The organism is Paenibacillus sp. NPDC058898, assembly GCF_049316025.1.
Lineage (GTDB): Bacteria > Bacillota > Bacilli > Paenibacillales > Paenibacillaceae > Paenibacillus_AQ.
The window spans coordinates 166,253-184,508 of sequence record NZ_JBMOSM010000007.1; the positions used below are offsets into that span (position 1 = coordinate 166,253).

19 protein-coding genes are annotated in these 18,256 nt (G+C 49.1%); 6 read left to right on the top strand and 13 right to left on the bottom strand.

Annotation, left to right across the window (positions count from 1 at the left end):
* Positions 1–22: 22 nt before the first annotated feature.
* Positions 23–706 carry a VOC family protein gene (locus tag ACOZB4_RS19940; RefSeq protein WP_379416666.1) on the bottom strand — a complete coding sequence of 228 codons (684 nt, stop codon included), beginning with the start codon at positions 704–706 and terminating at the stop codon, positions 23–25.
* 144 nt (positions 707–850) lie between these two features.
* Here ACOZB4_RS19940 and ACOZB4_RS19945 point away from each other — a divergent pair, with 144 nt between their 5' ends.
* Positions 851–1,720 carry a LysR substrate-binding domain-containing protein gene (locus ACOZB4_RS19945; RefSeq protein ID WP_379416663.1) on the top strand — a complete coding sequence of 290 codons (870 nt, stop codon included), beginning with the start codon at positions 851–853 and terminating at the stop codon, positions 1,718–1,720.
* A 90-nt stretch (positions 1,721–1,810) separates the two neighbouring features.
* Here the strand turns inward: ACOZB4_RS19945 and ACOZB4_RS19950 are convergent, their stop codons facing one another.
* Entirely contained in the window at positions 1,811–2,125 is a 315-nt protein-coding gene (locus tag ACOZB4_RS19950; RefSeq protein ID WP_076321271.1) for a DUF1904 family protein, read from the bottom strand.
* Between the two features lie 238 nt (positions 2,126–2,363).
* On the opposite strand from ACOZB4_RS19950, the gene ACOZB4_RS19955 reads away from it, so the two are divergent.
* The gene (locus ACOZB4_RS19955) at positions 2,364–3,275 is read left to right on the top strand and encodes an aminoglycoside phosphotransferase family protein (protein ID WP_379416660.1); all 912 of its coding nucleotides are present in this window, start codon (positions 2,364–2,366) and stop codon (positions 3,273–3,275) included.
* 105 nt (positions 3,276–3,380) lie between these two features.
* Here ACOZB4_RS19955 and ACOZB4_RS19960 read toward each other — a convergent pair whose 3' ends face one another.
* A complete protein-coding gene (locus tag ACOZB4_RS19960; protein WP_379416658.1) occupies positions 3,381–3,782 on the bottom strand; it encodes a hypothetical protein in 402 nt (133 codons plus the stop codon).
* Positions 3,783–4,004: 222 nt separating this feature from the next.
* Here ACOZB4_RS19960 and ACOZB4_RS19965 point away from each other — a divergent pair, with 222 nt between their 5' ends.
* A complete protein-coding gene (locus ACOZB4_RS19965; protein WP_379416656.1) occupies positions 4,005–5,225 on the top strand; it encodes an RNA polymerase sigma factor in 1,221 nt (406 codons plus the stop codon).
* Between the two features lie 26 nt (positions 5,226–5,251).
* On the opposite strand, the gene ACOZB4_RS19970 is transcribed toward ACOZB4_RS19965, so the two are convergent.
* Genes ACOZB4_RS19970 through ACOZB4_RS19990 form a run of 5 tightly spaced genes read right to left on the bottom strand, consistent with a single transcriptional unit; the run spans position 5,252 to position 8,798 of the window.
* The gene (locus ACOZB4_RS19970) at positions 5,252–5,482 is read right to left on the bottom strand and encodes an iron-containing alcohol dehydrogenase (protein ID WP_379416653.1); all 231 of its coding nucleotides are present in this window, start codon (positions 5,480–5,482) and stop codon (positions 5,252–5,254) included.
* Positions 5,483–5,503: 21 nt separating this feature from the next.
* Positions 5,504–6,202 carry an ABC transporter permease gene (locus ACOZB4_RS19975; RefSeq protein WP_379416651.1) on the bottom strand — a complete coding sequence of 233 codons (699 nt, stop codon included), beginning with the start codon at positions 6,200–6,202 and terminating at the stop codon, positions 5,504–5,506.
* On the bottom strand, positions 6,195–7,118 hold the full coding sequence (locus ACOZB4_RS19980) for an ATP-binding cassette domain-containing protein (RefSeq protein ID WP_379416649.1): 924 nt from the start codon (positions 7,116–7,118) through the stop codon (positions 6,195–6,197). Before ACOZB4_RS19980 ends, ACOZB4_RS19975 begins: the two co-directional genes overlap by 8 nt.
* A gap of 19 nt (positions 7,119–7,137) precedes the next feature.
* Positions 7,138–8,070: a sensor histidine kinase gene (locus ACOZB4_RS19985; protein ID WP_379416647.1), complete on the bottom strand. Its 933-nt coding sequence runs from the start codon at positions 8,068–8,070 to the stop codon at positions 7,138–7,140.
* Positions 8,067–8,798 carry a response regulator transcription factor gene (locus ACOZB4_RS19990; protein WP_379416645.1) on the bottom strand — a complete coding sequence of 244 codons (732 nt, stop codon included), beginning with the start codon at positions 8,796–8,798 and terminating at the stop codon, positions 8,067–8,069. Before ACOZB4_RS19990 ends, ACOZB4_RS19985 begins: the two co-directional genes overlap by 4 nt.
* Before the next feature lie 185 nt (positions 8,799–8,983).
* Between ACOZB4_RS19990 and ACOZB4_RS19995 the strand changes: the two genes are divergently transcribed.
* The gene (locus ACOZB4_RS19995) at positions 8,984–10,474 is read left to right on the top strand and encodes an amidohydrolase family protein (protein WP_379416642.1); all 1,491 of its coding nucleotides are present in this window, start codon (positions 8,984–8,986) and stop codon (positions 10,472–10,474) included.
* Here ACOZB4_RS19995 and ACOZB4_RS20000 read toward each other — a convergent pair.
* Genes ACOZB4_RS20000 through ACOZB4_RS20010 form a run of 3 tightly spaced genes read right to left on the bottom strand, consistent with a single transcriptional unit; the run spans position 10,464 to position 12,138 of the window.
* The gene (locus tag ACOZB4_RS20000) at positions 10,464–10,640 is read right to left on the bottom strand and encodes a hypothetical protein (protein WP_379416640.1); all 177 of its coding nucleotides are present in this window, start codon (positions 10,638–10,640) and stop codon (positions 10,464–10,466) included. The two genes, ACOZB4_RS19995 and ACOZB4_RS20000, sit on opposite strands and share 11 nt — an antisense overlap.
* 44 nt (positions 10,641–10,684) lie before the next feature.
* Positions 10,685–11,239 (bottom strand): VanZ family protein, encoded by a 555-nt coding sequence (locus tag ACOZB4_RS20005; protein ID WP_379416638.1) that lies wholly within the window; start codon positions 11,237–11,239, stop codon positions 10,685–10,687.
* Positions 11,236–12,138: a M15 family metallopeptidase gene (locus tag ACOZB4_RS20010; RefSeq protein ID WP_422759614.1), complete on the bottom strand. Its 903-nt coding sequence runs from the start codon at positions 12,136–12,138 to the stop codon at positions 11,236–11,238. The genes ACOZB4_RS20005 and ACOZB4_RS20010 overlap by 4 nt, the downstream gene beginning before the upstream one ends.
* Positions 12,139–12,324: 186 nt before the next feature.
* Between ACOZB4_RS20010 and ACOZB4_RS20015 the strand changes: the two genes are divergently transcribed.
* Together ACOZB4_RS20015 and ACOZB4_RS20020 are read left to right on the top strand one after the other, a co-directional pair.
* Positions 12,325–14,061: an ABC transporter ATP-binding protein gene (locus tag ACOZB4_RS20015; RefSeq protein WP_379416636.1), complete on the top strand. Its 1,737-nt coding sequence runs from the start codon at positions 12,325–12,327 to the stop codon at positions 14,059–14,061.
* Entirely contained in the window at positions 14,054–15,898 is a 1,845-nt protein-coding gene (locus tag ACOZB4_RS20020) for an ABC transporter ATP-binding protein (protein WP_379416633.1), read from the top strand. Before ACOZB4_RS20015 ends, ACOZB4_RS20020 begins: the two co-directional genes overlap by 8 nt.
* 596 nt (positions 15,899–16,494) lie before the next feature.
* Here ACOZB4_RS20020 and ACOZB4_RS20025 read toward each other — a convergent pair.
* Together ACOZB4_RS20025 and ACOZB4_RS20030 are read right to left on the bottom strand one after the other, a co-directional pair.
* A complete protein-coding gene (locus ACOZB4_RS20025) occupies positions 16,495–17,307 on the bottom strand; it encodes a sugar phosphate isomerase/epimerase family protein (protein WP_379407006.1) in 813 nt (270 codons plus the stop codon).
* A 77-nt stretch (positions 17,308–17,384) separates the two neighbouring features.
* A complete protein-coding gene (locus ACOZB4_RS20030; RefSeq protein ID WP_379407005.1) occupies positions 17,385–18,233 on the bottom strand; it encodes a GNAT family N-acetyltransferase in 849 nt (282 codons plus the stop codon).
* Positions 18,234–18,256 lie beyond the last annotated feature (23 nt).

Below are 18,256 nucleotides of genomic sequence, written 5' to 3' on the forward strand. Positions count from 1 at the left end.
CTTGGTGCTCCCTTTCACTTTATCATAACGATAGTGAAGATATGATATAAAGTCCATCATTCACGACAAGATGCTGTTCTTCAGGGGCTAGTCCCTGAATTAACACCACTGTCGGAAACATGCCGGGCTTAATGTGTACAGGGAACCAAGGCCGATGTTTATCAATGACTATCAACAACCCGTTCTCATCACCCATCGCTGCAAATAGTTTGCCATCACCTCTCCATAGCGATAAACCGAAGACTTCATGCAGTCGACGGATTTCTTCACGGACATCAACCACCGGAAGACCGATTTCGCTAATCGCTATAATATGCTTCGCATTGAAAGAATCTGCTTGCTCGTGAACCGTCGCATGATGAGCAATGAATTCAATCAAATTGCCGTCAGGATCATAAAAATAACAAGCCGATGCCGGCCAATCCTTAAATTCAAATGGTTGATTGCCATCTTGAGTAATCAGCTCAATCCCGTTATTCTCCAACCACTTCATGGCTTCGGATAATTGGTCAACGGCGATGGAGAAGGCAATATGATAAAAGGCGCGGGAGTCATGATCCTGAACAAATTCGATGGTTGATCGACCGGCTTGGAGCTCCAATCGTTCATCAGCGTCCTTCTTGACTTCAAATTCCAAAAGATCTACATAGAATTTCTTGATCATAGCCAACTGTTTCGTCCGTACTTCAACTTTCAATATATTCATATGGAACACCCCTTCTTCATTACTGTCATGCTTGTAGTAACTGCGCTTAACTTGACCTCATTGTAGTTTTTCAATAATAATAGATCAATACTATTTTTTCTATAAAAACAATAGTTTATAACTATATAATACGGAGTGAATCGAATGGAGATTAGGCAGCTGCACTATTTTTTGATGCTGTGCAAGGAACTACATTTTTCCGAAGCGGCACATAAACTGGGTATTTCCCAGCCCACCTTAAGTCAACAAATACGGGTATTGGAGGATGAAGTCGGGGTTCCGTTATTTGATCGCATGGGTAAAAAAACCGTTCAGACGGAAGCTGGAGCCATCCTGGAACACTATGCCCGACAGATGATTCAGCAAATGGAAAATGCAAAGAGAGCAATTGCGGACTTGACCCATTTAAACACAGGCCATTTACGGGTAGCCGTGCTTCCCTCCGATTTGGATTATCGACTGACTTCATTGCTTGTTGAGTTTCACAAGGAGTTTCCGAATACCCAAGTGCAGATCATTCCTTCCATTGATATCGTGAACCAAGTGCTAAACAATGAGGTCGATATCGGGGTGGGTCTTGCCATTGAGCCTGACAGCCGGTTAAACCGCATACCTTTTTACACAGAAACCTATAGGCTCTATGTTCATGAACAGCATCGTTTAGCCAGCCGTGAGCTATTAGAGCCTCAAGAACTGGGACGTATTCCATTTGTGATGTATCCGAATGGGTTTTATGGACGCGAACTGATCAACGCATGGTGCAAAGAGCAAGCGATTGAACTCAAGATCCTGATCGAGACCGGTTCGGTAACCTCTCTATTTCAGCTTGTGAGAGAAGGAATCGGTGCGACCATTCAACCAAGTCAACTGATCGACAGCTTTCAGTCCCTCAGTTTAAAGGCAGTTGCACTCAAACACCCTCCTTCCAGGGATTTGGAGATGTACTATCGCAATGACAAATATTTAAGTGCAGCAGCTCGTACGTTTATGAAACGGATGGAGAATTCCTTCTAGAATGGTTCTAGACTTATGACAATGTTTTACCTCATATAAAAAAACAAGAATGCATCATCTGCATCCTTGTCTCGCCTGCAACGTCTTATTTTATTCTAATGGCCTGCCTTCTTTATAATAAAGATTCCGCTTAAGAATCACGAAGAAAATATGTACGTTCCGGTACCCGTGTTCCGACAAGATGTCGTGAATGCGGGCTGCGACAGCATCATGAATCTCCTGAGTTCTCTGGAACATGAGGATTTCCACGGATAACGGCGTATTGGTTATGATCTGATAAGGAAGCAGTTCAATCTTTACAATTTCCTGCGGTATTTGAACAATACCGGCGAATTCGGCAACGACCTGTGGTGTGATTTCTTCAAGAAAAACTTCGGTAAATCCTTTAAAGCGTAAATATGGCACTCGTATCCCTTCATTTCGTCAAATTATTGTCTTATAGATGTCCCCAAGTGACTTTTATCTCTCTTCTACTATACAATATTGTTATTGTGAAAGGAATCACTATGATTCAGATGCACATATTCGCAGGTGAATTTCAATTATAGTTATCCTTTCAATTGCCCTTTACGGAGCATTTCCGTTAGACTTGATAACATCCGATTCATCATACGAGAAATTCATTATGGAGGTGAAGGTCATCATGGGCCGAAATCTATGGGATGCCGAATGGGAAGTAACCGAGCCGTTAGTCCGATTATTACTTAACCGTCAATTTCCGCAGCTGTCCGCCCTCCCGATTCAGGAGATTGGCAACGGATGGGACAACACCGTTTATCGCGTTGGCGATGAGTATGTGTTTCGCTTCCCCCGAAGAGATATTGCCATAACTTTACTAAATACCGAAGCAAAAATCCTGCCCAAGCTGGAACACTACATAACAGTACCTTATGCGAAACCCCTTTTCTTCGGAAAAGAGAGTGAAGACTATCCTGCACCTTTTCTGGGGTATACCTATCTTCCAGGGAAATTTCCGATTGGAATATCAGATGAAGCGCGGATGCAGTCGGCGGCAACGCTCGCCCGCTTCCTGAAGAACCTGCATGCATTTCCCGTAGAAATAGCACAGCAAGCGGGTGTATTGTCTGACCAGCGTAATCTGACCGATCTGGCCGGCCGGAAAGACAAAATGTTGAATTTCCTCTCCCGTCTTACCCACTATATTACGCAGGCGGAGTTGAACGAAATTGCAGACTATTTGCGGGGCATCCACCTGGATCGGGCCAGGCAGCAACATGTTCTAATCCACGGGGATCTCCATTTTAAAAACATATTGGTCGATGATGCCGGCAAGCTTTCGGGTATTATTGATTGGGGTGACGTCAACATTGGCCATCCTGCCTGTGACCTAAGTATCGTTTACAGCTTCCTGCCACCGGCCTCCCGAGCGGCTTTCTATGATATCTATGGCGAAGTGGACGAAGAAACTAAGATTCTGGCACGAATGATCGCCGTATATATCCCCATGTTAATATTCATCCAAGCCATCGACGAAAAAGATGAAGCCATTGCATTGGAAGCCAAATCGATTATTCAGCGTGCCATCGCCAAGTAATAGTTCGATGGTTATGGCGGAATCATAATTCATGCAAAAAAGAAGCTTGAAGGTTTCAAGCTTCTTTTTTTATAGTTTCGTGATTTGTCTGACGCTTTTGCAACGTTAAATTTTTAACATTCCCATTAATGGCATAATGGTTTTTATCATATTCATGCCCAGTGTAATGTGAGGCACGATTTGTCCCAAGAAGCCCAATCCGCCAACCGCCGCGACTCCTTCTCCTCGCTCAGCCCCTTCGACTGCCGGAGCGCTTGGAGGACCTCCAAACAAGTTGCTTAAAAATCCGGAGATTTGCGCTTTATCCCCGCTCCGAGCAATCGAGGCCGGCATATTTTTGTTAGCACGAAGTCCTGACAGTGTTACTTCCCGGCCTTGGATCTGATTCAGTTCTCCGATATAGTAGCTGCCGTCCTTCAGAACGACCACGACCGGTTGGCCTACCCAATGCTGCGGAGGGCTCGATTTGGAAGCAGATCTGGACTTCCTTGCGCGTTTCGATGACATATTAGGATCACCTCGCTTCCCTGTTTATCATGATGACATCATATGCAGAGCCGTCTTTCATTCTTGTGCCTTTATAGGATGATTGATATAAATGCGTCAATAATCTAGATTTACCAGCCCAGTCACCATATGAAAATAAGCAGAAATTATTTCCGTCGAATGTGGCTTTTTGCCTCCCTCCGGTGTCTAATTAACTGTAAGGTCAAGAGGAGGTTCTTATCCATGTCAAGAGCTCATGACAATCTCCCTGTTTATCCGGATAACCAGGGAACCAAGCGTACATTTGAAGAGATGTATGATGAATACCGCTTGAGGATTCGCCATTATCTCGCACTGAAAGTGAATCCAATGGCTGCAGATGACTTAACACAACTAGTGTTCTTAAGGGCCATGGAGAACCTCGATAAGTTTAACGAGAATTCCAGTCTGTTCACCTGGATCTTCAAGATCGCCCAGAACACGGTTAAAAATGAATATCGAAGTATATCACGTAAACATGAGATGCCTTATGACTTTACAAGTTATGAATCACAGTCCATCTCCCTTGATTTTGCCAGATATGTAGATATTCGAATCGATATTAGCGCGGCACTTAAGCAGCTGAGTGAGCTTGATCAGCAGATTATATCCTTGCGATTTTTTGTGGATTGTACGCTTTCGGAAATATCCAGGATCGTGGGCATGCGCGAGAGTGCGGTGAAAAATCGATTGTACCGTTCCTTAGAGAAGCTAAAGAAAGAATTAAAAGAATGGGGTGACATCACAATTATGTCAATTCTTGATTTGATATCCTTTGAAAGCAAAAGTGAAGTTAGTCATCGTCAGAGCCAAGTGCATCAGGACCTGTTTCAAGAACTAAAGAACAATGTAGAACAGATTGCAGCGAAATATAATCATCAGCCATCACGCAAAATCGTAATTGAGATCTATCCCGATCTGCCAACATTCCATCAAGCCGTTGGAGAATCGGATGCACCTGACTGGTTCATGGGCACATTCGATAACAACACGTTAAAAATCGTCTCACCCTTAAACCCGGGTCCCGAGCATACGTATCAATCGATCCTCCGGTCCACGCTGCACTTGTATACCATGTGGTTGATCAGCGACATCAACCCCCTTGCCCCCAAATGGATTCGGCAGGGCATTGGCGGGTACGAAGCGCAGCAAATGTCCGAAGATTTCATTCGAAGCACGACTTCGGCAGCCATCAGCAATCATGCAATTCCAAGCTTCGAGGATCTCAATGATGATTCCTGGGATTTCGGCAAAACGGGATTTCAGTTCTCCTATCTGATGGTTGAGTTCATCATTAAAAAATATGGGTTAGGTCCATTAAATCAATTGATTCGTAAGCCCAATGGTTATCAAGACATTTTCCAGCTTTCCGAAGAAAAGCTTCATGAACAGTGGGCGAAAACCCTCCAAGATCAGCTCGTTTAGGTCAAGAAAAAGACCGTCAGGGGAGTTCACCCTGACGGTCTTTTGAGTTTAGAGCATATCCGGGATTTTGTATGCGTGTCCGTGATTTTCTCGCCGCAAATGACGATCGGAGCCCCCACGGAATTCAAGTCGCCGACCGAAGGCGTTATCGGCATGGAGGTAAACGGGGTGCCCGCCGTGTAGGCGGCGTACCGGGAGCTGCGGTGCAGCATGCCCGATCCGACCGCGGCGATAACGTCGGCTCCGTCCCGCTGCACGTCTCCGCGGTCCTCCGTCGCCTAGTTCACATCCTTCATCTCCAGACGAAGCATCGATAGCCAGGCAATCCATAAACCGGCGGCTCCAAGCAACACATGGATCGCGATGATGGAGTTAATGGACAGCGACGGTCCGTTAAAGCCGGAACATACGATGAGCACCAGCAGGATGGAGGAAACCATAGTGGCCGTAACCGAATGCTTGCGCATGCCGAAGTACAAAGGAATCAGGGCCATCCCGGCAGCCGACAGCGAACTGATGGTGTACTCAAGCAGCAGCACTCGTACCTGCTCCATCGTCAGCGAATCCGCAATGAAGGGATAGAAGTAATCCACGGCTACCAATATGGAACCCGTCAACACGTCGGTGAACAGGATCATTCCGAACGTAAACACGAAGATGATGACCAGTTTGGCAGCGATCAGCTTGCGGCGTTTGATCGGATACGTAAAGAGCACGGTCAACGTTTTGTTTCTGTATTCCAAGGCAATCATTCCTGAGAGCAGCGCCCCGGCGAATATCATGAATGTTGCCCTGACGAAGGTATCGATCAGCATGAACGACTCCGGGTAAGTGGAAAAAGCGTAATCGTCGGCTCCATAATCGGTTATGCCCATCATGGTCAGGAACAGAAGGAGCGCCAGGTCGGCCATGGCGGCATAGCCGATATTACGGGCGAACCGGTACTTCCGGAGCTCCAGCGAAATCAGTTTAAGCAATGTCGCCATCCCCCTTCATCAGGTTCATGAAGTATTCCTCCAAAGTATGCGCCCGTTTGAAGATCGATTCGACCGCGACGTCGTGGCGAACAAGCCCCGCAATCAGCTCCGAAGGACTCGCTCCTTGATCGTAAACCCTCATCGTATGCTGGTCCACCAGCTTGTAATTGCTTAGTCCGAGCAGATGCTCCATAACGTACGCCGCCTTGCGAACGTCGGTTGGCCGAAGCTCGATATATTCGCTCTGTTGTCCGCGAATGCGTTCCATCGCCACTTCCTCGATCAGCCGCCCTCCGCGAATGACGCCGACCGTATCGGCAATTTGCTCGATCTCGCCGAGAATGTGGCTGGAGACAAGCAGCGTGATCCGGTATTCGGCACTGAGCCGTTTGAGAAGATCGCGCAGCTCCTTGATGCCTGCCGGGTCCAAACCGTTGATCGGCTCATCCAAAATGAGCAACTCCGGCGTCGTGATCAATGCGCGGGCGATGCCAAGCCGCTGTTTCATGCCGAGCGAAAATTCCCGGACGGGCTTCCTGCCCGTATCCTTCAGGCCCACCTGTTCCATCATGGCGCCAATGACCTTTTTGTCCGGAAACCCCATATATTCGCAATGCAGCTCCAGGTTCTCCCGGGCCGACAGGCCGTCATAGAAAAACGGGTACTCGATCACGCTGCCCATGCGTTTCAGCACTTCGTATGAATGAGGCGTCAGCCTCTCTCCGAACAGTTCGATCTCGCCCGCGGTCGGTTTGACCAGGTTGGTCAGCATCCTCAACACCGTCGTTTTGCCCGCCCCGTTATGCCCGAGAAATCCGTAGATTTCCCCCTGCCTGATATTCATGCAGACGTTGGACACTACCTCCGTGCCCCCGTATGCCTTCGTTACTCCAATCGTTCGCGCTATGTATGTCATCGCCCCGTGCTCTCCTTTGCTATGCGGACTTTAGAACAACCGTGAACACGGTCCGCTCGTGGGGTACGCTGTGCAAGCTGATCGTGCCTCCCATGCGCTCAACCAGCCGCTTCGTAATTGTCAGGCCGAGGCCGCTGCCTTGGTAGAGGCGATTGCGCGAATCCTCCAGCGTGTACATTCGCTCGAAGACTCGGTGGTGCTCTTTCTCGGGGATGCCTTTGCCTTTATCCCACACCTGGATGGCAACCTTCCCTTTTTCCAACCGCTCCAGCGTCAATCCGAGCAGCTTGCCATCGGCCCCGTATTTCATCGCATTCGTGATCAAGTTATCCAGTAGGCGCGTTAGCGCCTCCTCATCGGCCATGACATACAGGTCTTCGCCCGGCATGGACAGCTCTAGCCTCATTCCCAGACTTTCAAGCATTTCGTAAAAGGACAACAACTTCAAGCGGCACAGCTCGCTGGCATTCACGCGGGTCAGCGCCATCTCGGTATCGCCCGCCTCCAGCTTGGCCAGGTCAAAGAAGGAATGCACGAGACGGAGCACCTCCTGCGCCTTGCCATGGATATTGGTCATCATCGCTTCCCGCTCGCGCTCAGCCAGACCGCGATCATGAAGAAGAATCTCGCTGTAGCCCAGCACCACCGTCAGCGGCGTCTTCAGGTCATGCGAGATGTTGGACAGCATGCGGCGAATCTCGATCTCCTGATTGGCGTAGCGCGCTCCCGCCCGATGCGCGTGGTCGAGCAGCCGGTTCATGTCGGTCAACAGTTGCCCTACCTGAGCGTCGCTGTCGAATATCAGCAGCCGCTCGTTCGTGCCTTTATCCAAAATAACGTTCAGCTTGCCGTGAATGTACGCGAACTGGCGGCTTCGTTTACGCTGCCTTGCCCAAAGCACGATCACCGCAATGCCGAGCAGCGCGGTGGACGTCACGAAGAACCAAATCATGACCCATTCACTTGCAGCTTGTACCCGAGGCCCCACAGCGTCTTGATGTATTGAGGGTCGGACGGGTCCGCTTCCAGCTTCTCGCGCAAACGGCGCATATGCACGTTAATGATGTTATCGTCTCCATAAAAGGTATCGTTCCAGACCGACGCGTAGATCTGGGCCTTCGTATACACCCGACCCGGATGCTCCGCGAGCAGCCTCAGGATGCCGAACTCCTTGGAAGTCAGCTTCACGTGCTGACCGTCCCGCTCGACGCCGTATGTCTCCAAATTCATGACGATACCCCCGGCCCGGATAATCTCGCCTTGTTCCGGCGAATCCGCAGCCTGGCGGGAGCCGGGTGGCACCGCATAATTCGAGCGGCGAATGGCCGCTCTCACGCGTGCGGTCAGTTCGATCAGCGAGAAGGGCTTGCTTACATAATCGTCGGCGCCCAATTCAAGGCCCAGCGCCTTGTCCACCTCACCATCCTTGGCCGACAGGATAAGAACAGGCACCAAGCTGGTGCTCCGGATCGCCCGCAGCACCTCTATGCCGCTTCGGCGCGGCAGCATGAGATCCAGAATGACCAGATCGTACCGGGGAGGCTCCACCGCGAACAGCCGCTCTGCCTCCATACCGTCGTATGCATACGAGACGCGGTAGCCCTCTTTTTCCAGATAAGGTCCCACCATTCCACTGATGGATCGATCATCCTCGACAAGCAGTATATGATTCCCCGACATGATTTCCCTCCGCGAACATTTTGAATCTATTAACTCACAGATTTAGACCGCTGGCAACCCGGCACCCTTCCACACTTCAACCGTAAGCTTTTTGTAAGAAAGGATTAATAAAAAAGCAGGATTCGGACGCTACAATCAAGTTATATCGGATGATAGCATTCATTTCTGCGAGGAGGACAAACAAGATGAGATTAACGAGGAAAATGCGCAGCTTCAGGAAATCCCTGTTAGGGTTCATGGTATTATTGATTGCGTTAGCGGGAGGTACAGGTATCGGTTATGCAAGCATTGAGCCCGCGACTAGGCAGACGCTGGTGCTTCAGCATGCGACGATCATAGACGTAAGGTCCGGAAAGTTAACCAACGATCAGACGATTATCATTAAAGATAATAAGATCAGTCACATTGGAAACAGCACACAAACGGCGATTCCCGATTACGCGCAAGTACGGGATGCTTCGGGCCAATACGTCATTCCCGGTCTATGGGACATGCACGTCCATCTGGAAGACAACTATAAAGACGCTTTCCCGCTACTACTGGCTAACGGAGTGACCGGAGTAAGGGAGATGGGGGTGGCGCTTGCCAACGTCGATCAGTGGAAAACGAGTATTCAAGCCGGTATGCCGGCCCCACGTCTGGTATATGCAGGTTCGACTCTAAATGGAGGTCCGGCTGACGAGGCCCCCCATATGTTCTACTTAAAAACAGAAGAACAAGCGCGCGAAGCTGTCCGTCTTAATGCGGCAAAGGGCGCGGATCATATCAAGGTATACTCTTGGTTGCCACGTCCACTGTTTCTGGCGGTCATGGATGAAGCCCAAAAGTACGGTTTGCCGGTGGTCGGTCATTTGCCGGTAGAGGTGCGGGCCAGCGAAGCCGCTCAACTGGGATTCAAGAGCATTGAACACCTGCACGGTTTGTTTATTGCCACCTCGAGCATCGAAGACGATATTTTCAAGAATGCCGACATGAGCGATTTGCTCGGTTATTCGCTGGCAGAGATCGAAGCCTCCGAATCCTATGATTCCGTAAAGGCCAATAAGCTGTTCCGCAAATTCAAAGAAAAGGGAGTCTGGCCTGTACCGACCATAGTTACCTATTTGAATTCGGCCAAAACCGAAATTGATCCTCGGTCCAAATACGTACCTACTGCCGTGCAGAAGCAATGGGCCGAAGTGATTCGCGCCATTCCCCCCGAACAAACGGAATTAATGGCGGCCATCAATTCCACAACGCCGGGCATGGTCAAAAAGTTGAACGATGCCGACGTGCCTATGCTTGCAGGCACCGATTCCAGCTTCGAAATGACGAACTTTATATACGGCGTTTCCTTGCACGATGAACTCGAACTTCTGGTTAAAAGCGGTCTTACCCCGTTGCAGGCCTTACAGGCGGCAACGCTGAATCCGGCGCGATATTTGGAGAGAGAGCAGGAACTGGGCACCGTAGAAAAAGGAAAGATCGCCGATCTCGTGCTCCTTGACAAGAACCCGCTCACGGACATTCGAAACACGACAAGCATTTCTGCAGTTGTGTTGGACGGGAAACTCATGGAGAAACAAACCTTGGACCGAGCGGTGAAAACATACCCCGTGATCAAGGTTGCCGATATGAAAGATGAACCGGAAGGATCCGGGCCATCTGCCAATAAACATCTCCTTCCTAATCATTAATGCGGCCAAGCCCTTCCCTTCCCGAATACGAAGCGGAGGGGCTTTGTTTATACTTCGGAACACCTACAGGGGAGCCGGCAATACGAAAAATCGTCAGGAACGCCCTGACGATTTTTTTGAGATAGAGGAATATCCAAGGATTGTATTTGTATTCCTGTCCGCGCATATTATTAGGCTCGTTATCTGTAGATTCCCTGAATCAATTCCACTTCACTTCCCTGCTTGTTCGTTCCCAATTAAAGGCTTATCCGTTCTTTCTCTTCTCTCGTCCATAGGAAGAGTTGTTCCCGCTAAGGTGAGTTTAAGCACGAGAAACATGCCGTACCCAAGCACACCTCCAGCCGTATTCAGGATTAAATCATCCACATCAAAACTTCCCATTGAAAAAAAGAGCTGGGAGCATTCCAGTCCCAGGCTCAACCCCAGGGATGTCGTGAAGGAGCCAATGAATCCGAGGAACTTGTTCCTAAGCATAAGACCGACGAATAGGCCATTGGGCATGAATATGGCGATATTGCCAAAGAGATTGACCACGTCATGCGTACTCGAAAGGTGCTTGATATTCATACGAATGGATTCAAAGGGCGTGAAATTGGCAAATTGCAATCGATTTTGTACATAATCCGGGATCTCGGTGGCTCGATGCAGTTGCTGCCACAGAACTGATATATCTACGGAACCGAACTTGAATAAAATCACCTTGAGTAAGACATAGAGATACAGCGCATATAGTAATACAAGCATCCATTTATACGATAATTTCATTCCTCATCATCCTTGTTCAGCAGTACCGTCACAATGATTCCGTCGATATTGTTTCCAGATATCTCATACTCGCTTCCTGCCGGTATCTCAATCTCCATGTCTTTGGATGTCACGGGTACATACTTTATTTCGTATTCCTTCCCCTCTACGGTTGTTGTATAGCTGGATTGTTCCTTCAGGTAATCCAAATATTCCTCCAATGTAAGATTCAGTTCCTTCATGATCATGCTGTGCGGCTGCCCAACATAACGAAAATGCCACGGTTCATACTGAATGCCTGTAATCTCTGTTTTGTCCTCAGGATATCGCAGAATGAATCCGTGCGCCCATGCATGCTCCTTCAGCCACTTCCCTTCGGGCGATCGATCAATCGACTGCTGCGTCGATCCGATATCCATCGAGAGCCCGAGATTATGTTCGCTGTAGCCTGGAGGCAAGGCGTAATCGGAACCTTTTTCACGATAAAGCTGTTCTTGCTCGCCCTCATCCCGATACCCGCTGCTGATCATGAAGCGATTGACTCCGTCTTCTCCGGCGGTTTCAACCATATCACCGAATTTCTCTGCCACACTGCGCGATAACCGGATCGTGTTGTCCAGAACCACATAACCATGCATTAAGTCTTTATTCTCAAACAATGTTACGATATCCTTCGGCACCGCTCCCTGATCAAGCGGATGATCCTTGTTGACCAGGACCAAATTTCCACGTGTCACTTGTTCATCTGTTACACGGATCGTTTGCACAGCTGATGGAGGATTCGATTGCGTATCGGAACCCGCTTTTGATTCCTGTCCATCTCTACTCTCTACCCTATCATTCACGTTAGGCGTCTCCGTCATTATCGACTCGCATCCGACTAACAGAAATATAACGAGCATGATCAAACCCTTTTTCAACTTCAACAACTCCCTCTAGCTTGGTTTATCCAGATTAATAAATAGAGTTTAAGGAAAAGTAGGGAAAAGATAAAGTTTATCTTAAGAGATGCAAGTTGCGCTTATCCCTTTTCCCTTTGACAAGGTTGAAGCCTATGGCTTAACTTGGTATTTAGACTAAAAAGAATAAAGAAGGTGCCATTATTCTTGCTCAAATTATTTCGTTATTTACGTCCCCACTGGGCAGCGGCCCTGCTTGCGCCGCTGCTCATGCTGCTGGAGGTCGCCATGGATTTGCTTCAGCCCATTCTCATGGCCAGCATTATTGATCAAGGTGTCCTGCAGAACGATACTTCACACATTCTCCATACAGGTCTTATCATGCTGGGTGCGGCTGCCATCGGGCTGCTTGGAGGTCTCGGATGTACGATCTATTCTTCCGTTGCCTCGCAGCGTTTCGGTGCCGACCTGCGCCGGGATTTATTCCGCAAGGTTCAAACTCTCTCGTTCCGAAATCTGGACGACATCTCGACCGGTTCACTTATCACCCGGCTGACGGGCGACATCGTTCAGCTTCAGACCATGGTCCAGATGCTGCTGCGCATCTTCGTTCGGTCTCCGTTTCTCGCGATTGGAAGCATTATTATGGCGGTGATCATTAGCCCGAAGCTTGCCATCATTCTGGCCGTTGCCGTTCCATTGTTGTTCGTGGTGATGTTCTTCCTGATCCGCGCCACCCTCCCCTTATTCGCCACCGTTCAGAAGAAACTCGATAAGGTGAATACGGTCCTGAAGGAGAATTTCGCTGGCATCCGGGTATCCAAAGCATTCGTGCGAGCCGGGTATGAGAAGGATCGATTCCATCAAGCGAATACCGACTTCACGCAAGTTTCGGTTAAAACACAACGGATCGTTGCGCTCAATATGCCCATCCTCACCATGATACTGAACATCAGTATCGTGGTTGTCCTATGGCTTGGCGGGAAGAACGCGATCGATGGCTCTTTCGAGGTGGGAAGCCTGGTAGCCTTTATCAACTATGTGACGCAGGTGCTATTCTCCGTATCCTCCGTCGCGATGATGCTGGTCCGAATCTCTACAGCTAAGGTTTCCGCTGATCGTATCCAGGAAGTCATGCATACGGAATCCGAGATTGTAAACGTTGCTCAGCCGACGATGAATGTATGCAAGCAGGGAGAAATCGTATTTGACCAGGTGACTTTTTCCTATAAACCGGAAATACAGAAGCCCGTTTTACATAATATCAGTTTCAACGTTCAGCCAGGGCAGACCGTCGCAATTATGGGAGCAACCGGTTCGGGAAAAACCTCGCTGGTATCCCTGCTCCCCCGCCTGTATGATGTAACATCCGGGCGGATATTCATCGATGGGACCGATGTGCGACAGATCGACTTATCGGCGTTACGCGAACGCATTGGCATCGTCCTTCAAGAATCCATCCTCTTCACAGGCACGATCCGGGACAATATCCGCTACGGGAAAGCGGATGCTTCCGATGAAGAAGTGGTGGCAGCAGCTAAGGCTGCGCAGGCGCATGAATTCATTTCGTCCATGCCGGAAGGGTACGACACCGTGCTTGGACAAAGAGGCGTGAACCTCTCCGGCGGCCAGAAGCAGCGGATCTCCATTGCACGGGCATTATTGCTTCGCCCCGCCATTCTTATTCTTGATGATAGCACAAGCGCCATCGATATGGGGACGGAGTCCAGGCTTCAGAAAGAGTTAGCCCAACTGATGAACGGTCGTACCTGCCTCATGATTGCCCAGCGGATCTCTTCCGTGATCGATGCCGATCTTATACTGGTGCTGGATGATGGAAAATTGGTAGCGGAGGGTACGCACAGCGAGCTGCTTGCTTCCTGTGAGTTATACCAGGATATTTATCAATCGCAATTCGGCAAGGAGGTGTCTTCCCATGGTTAAAGCGGATCAGGAAACCAAGCAAGGCCATGCGGACGCTCCGGACTTTAGCATGCGCGGCGGCAGCCCCATGCGTGGAATGACGATGGCCAAGGCGAAGCCCAAAAATACGATGGCAACGCTTCGCCGGATCTGGGGTTACCTTCGTCCATTTAAGAGCGGTATGATCGCGGTATTCTTATTCACGCTCATCGCGACGATTCTGTCCCTGGTGGCTCCTTTCCTGCTGGGAAATGCGGTGGATCATTACATCATTCCAAGAGATTTCGAGGGACTCATGGGGTTGTGTGCGGTGCTTCTTGCCGTTTACGCGGGTACCGCGCTCACGGCATGGCTGCAACAGCATGTCATGGTTAAGGTCTCCCAGCTGTCTATTCAGGCCATGCGGAGGGATATTTTTGCAAGACTTCAAATTCTTCCGCTGCGATTCTTCGACAGCAAGACGCACGGCGAATTGATGAGCCGCACGACCAATGATATCGAGAACGTCTCCGGGACATTGAATCAGAGCGTAACCCAGCTAATCTCAAGCGTATTGTCCCTGGTTGGATCACTCGCCATCATGCTGTACCTGAACATATGGCTGACGCTGCTCAGCATGGTGACCATTCCGCTTGTTATGCTGTTCACGAAGACGGTAGCAAGCCGGACAAGGAAGTATTTCTCCAAGCAGCAGAGCACGCTGGGGGAGCTTAATGGCTTTATCGAGGAAACCGTCTCGGGTCAGAAGGTTGTACAGGTATATCGCCGGGAGAGGCATGCCGCTGCGCAGTTCGATGTCATGAACAAGAAGCTGACCGATGCCAGTATTCAAGCTCAGATCTATTCGGGTACCGTCGGTCCGGTTATGAACGTGCTGAATAACGTCAGCTTTGCTTTAATTGCGGCGGTTGGCGGGTATATGGCATTCAAGGATTATACTACCGTGGGTGTTGTCGTTGCATTTCTAAACTACTCGAAGCAGTTTCAACGGCCGCTGAACGATCTGGCGAATCAATTCAACCTGGTGCAATCTGCTGTGGCCGGTGCTGAACGGGTCTTTGAGATTATCGATACCGAGTCCGAGTACCAAGACAACCAAGACGATAATACAACGGATGACATGTATGGCGAGGTACAATTTGACCGTGTCTGTTTCAGTTATAAGGAGGGCGTCCCGATTCTGGAGGATGTATCACTCACCGCTAGGCCGGGCGAGACCATTGCGCTCGTCGGTCCGACAGGTGCCGGCAAAACCACCATCATCAATCTGCTCACCCGTTTCTATGAGATCGATTCTGGCGTGATCACCATTGATGGGGTCGACATCCGACAGCTTGATAAGGACAATCTGCGGAGCAAGCTGGGAATCGTACTGCAGGATGCCTATGTATTCTCGGCATCGATTCGAGAGAACATCCGCTACGGCCGGCTTGATGCCTCGGACGAAGAGATAGAAACTGCCGCCAAGCTTGCCAATGCGCATGACTTCATCATGAAGCTGCCCGAAGGCTATGATACGCAGCTTCTCTCGGGCGGAGGCAACCTGAGCCAGGGCCAGCGGCAGCTCTTGACGATCGCGCGTGCGGTGCTTGCCGATCCGGTCATACTGATTCTGGACGAGGCTACCAGCAGCATCGATACGCGGACGGAGATGCATATTCAAACCGCCATGCGCACCCTGATGCAGGGCCGAACGAGCTTTGTCATCGCTCATCGTCTAAGCACGATCCGCGAGGCTGACCAGATTCTCGTCATGAATCAAGGCGGTATCGCGGAGCGTGGCACACACGAAGAACTGCTGGCCAAACGCGGCTTTTATTACGAGTTATACAACAGCCAGTTTAAGTTATCCAGTTAAGATGGCCTTCGACATTTTTCTTACAGGCCGCTGACAGAAAACAAGAGAGCGGGTTCCATGGAACCCGCTCTCTTGTTTTTCTGCTATAAGGATAAATGATCTGCGTAAGACGAACACGGATTATTCTTCCCATTTGGCACGACCGGACCCGAACGCCTTCATTTCCATCAAAATCGCTGAATTCGCCAATCGAGCGGACTCCAGGTCCGTTATTTCGTTCAGAATTGCTCATTTCGCGAATCGAACGGACACCAGATCCGTTATTTCAGTTAAAATAGGTCGATAATCACACTTTTACGGCGAATAACGTATCTCATGTCCGCTAAACTAGTTAAACTCATCTTTTTTAACTAAATAACGGATGCTCAGTCCGTTAGAAATGCAAATATAATAAAATGCAATTCGACGCAAAACAAATACAATGCAATGCAATACTACGCAATACAAATACAATGCAATGCCATACAATGCAATATAAATGCCTTTCAAATGCCTATCGCAATACTAACGCCCTTCCAATGCTCTTTAAACGCCCTCCCAACGCTCTTCAAACGCACTTCCATTGCAATACAAAGCAACCATCTCGCACGATTTCATCATTCCAACTCAACTCGACTGGCATTACTCACGATCCGTTTGACGGCACCGATAATCCATTCCATCTCCACATATTGGTTGTGCGGCGCATTGTATTCAACGCCCCAGTAACCCTTGTATCCGCCTGCGAGCAGGCTCCGTACCTTCTCCTCCGCATCGGGATGGACTGCTGTTTTTGCATCAAAATGAGTATGTACCGTCCATGGGGCAACCATCTCATCACCTTCAGCCTCATCTGCCTTCCATCTGCCAAGATGAAGCAGAAAACCAAAAGCCGGATGTTGGACTTCCTCGGCAAGCTGTTTCATTTCTCGCGGAAGCAGCGATGCGCCCATATGATTTTCCGGACCAATGGTATAACCGCCATCCGCTGCACGATCCGCATATTCCCGATAACGTTTAACGGTATACTCGAACTGTTCGTAAGTCATCGGCTCCGATTCCTTATAACTGCCGCCGGTGTCGATTCGCACGGTTTCGGCGCCCAGGATTTCAGCGGCATCCAGATGAACCAGCGCGTTCTCGTACAGCTTCTGCCGGATATCCGGGTCTGGATCCCATAGGTGCGCTCCATCCACAGCAAAGTTAACCACCCTCATCTCTTTCTCATCCAGTGCCTCTCTGATTTTCCGGATGTAACTCTTATCAGCAAGCTTATATACGCTATCGCTCCGATCGATGAAAAAACCGTTCCACAAATCAACCGCATCCATTCGGTACCGGTACTTCACCGTCTCCAAATAACCGAACACATCCATTTTTCCATCCAGAAACGTATTATAAAAAGAATAGCCGCCAATCGAAATATTCACCTGAATGCCCCCTTAGAGAATAGATCAAAGCACGATCTTCCGTTTATCACACTACCAAACACCCTGCGCAGCATATCTTACTCGATGGTGTATTTAAGATGATGATATTCCCCGCCGGAGAGAAAACCTTTCTTCCTATACAATTGCTCCGCTTGATTTCCCGCCGTTACAAAGAGTCGCAGCACAGGATAATCAGGCTCCAAGACGGTTAATGCCCTATCCAGCATCGCGCTCGCCAACCCCAGCCCTCGATGTTGGGGTAATACTGCGATGCTATAAACGAGTGGCAGGCCCTCCCATAAATAGATCAAACATACACCGACGATTTCTTCCGTTGTTCGGTCATATACTACTGAAGAGGCTTCCAACAGCTTGGGGTCCACTATGTCAAAATATCGGGCCGCATCATCCGCATAAACCTGGACTTCCCGCTCATCCGGGCCATTTGCATACGCTTCCCTAAACACCTCTACAATCTTAGACATATCTTCTATAGTGGGCCTTCTATCCATATAATGGAGATCCATCGATGTTTCCAGCTGTTCGGTAGGCCGCATCATGCATTGCCTGGATTCAACCTGAACGAAACCATTTTCACGAAAAGCGATCTCCTGCTCAACCAGAACATTATGAGCATGCAGAGACTCTGTCAAATTCCAGGATTTTAAGGTATAGCTCTTCACGTAATCAATCATCTTTGTGGTAATAGAATATGGGGGGATACCAAACACAAGTCCGATGGAATGGTCAGTCAAATAAACTCCCGCCACTTTATCGTCACCTAAGACAACCCAGTAACCGTCGTCCGAATCCGCTAGAACCTTGGTTGAATCACCCCAGCTCGGTCTAAACCAATTATTCTTATAATAGGTAGCAAAATATTTCGAGAACATCTTGGGATCCGCCTTTATTAATCTGTATTCCATAAGTCCCCCTCCTCATACCCTTT

Bases quoted from the DNA above. Each gene is read 5' to 3' on its own strand.
- ACOZB4_RS19940 (WP_379416666.1), bottom strand. From the start codon at position 706: ATGAATATATTGAAAGTTGAAGTACGGACGAAACAGTTGGCTATGATC.
- ACOZB4_RS19945 (WP_379416663.1), top strand. From the start codon at position 851: ATGGAGATTAGGCAGCTGCACTATTTTTTGATGCTGTGCAAGGAACTA.
- ACOZB4_RS19955 (WP_379416660.1), top strand. From the start codon at position 2,364: ATGGGCCGAAATCTATGGGATGCCGAATGGGAAGTAACCGAGCCGTTA.
- ACOZB4_RS19960 (WP_379416658.1), bottom strand. From the start codon at position 3,782: ATGTCATCGAAACGCGCAAGGAAGTCCAGATCTGCTTCCAAATCGAGC.
- ACOZB4_RS19965 (WP_379416656.1), top strand. From the start codon at position 4,005: ATGTCAAGAGCTCATGACAATCTCCCTGTTTATCCGGATAACCAGGGA.
- ACOZB4_RS19980 (WP_379416649.1), bottom strand. From the start codon at position 7,118: ATGACATACATAGCGCGAACGATTGGAGTAACGAAGGCATACGGGGGC.
- ACOZB4_RS19985 (WP_379416647.1), bottom strand. From the start codon at position 8,070: ATGATTTGGTTCTTCGTGACGTCCACCGCGCTGCTCGGCATTGCGGTG.
- ACOZB4_RS19990 (WP_379416645.1), bottom strand. From the start codon at position 8,798: ATGTCGGGGAATCATATACTGCTTGTCGAGGATGATCGATCCATCAGT.
- ACOZB4_RS19995 (WP_379416642.1), top strand. From the start codon at position 8,984: ATGAGATTAACGAGGAAAATGCGCAGCTTCAGGAAATCCCTGTTAGGG.
- ACOZB4_RS20000 (WP_379416640.1), bottom strand. From the start codon at position 10,640: ATGCGCGGACAGGAATACAAATACAATCCTTGGATATTCCTCTATCTC.
- ACOZB4_RS20005 (WP_379416638.1), bottom strand. From the start codon at position 11,239: ATGAAATTATCGTATAAATGGATGCTTGTATTACTATATGCGCTGTAT.
- ACOZB4_RS20020 (WP_379416633.1), top strand. From the start codon at position 14,054: ATGGTTAAAGCGGATCAGGAAACCAAGCAAGGCCATGCGGACGCTCCG.
- ACOZB4_RS20030 (WP_379407005.1), bottom strand. From the start codon at position 18,233: ATGGAATACAGATTAATAAAGGCGGATCCCAAGATGTTCTCGAAATAT.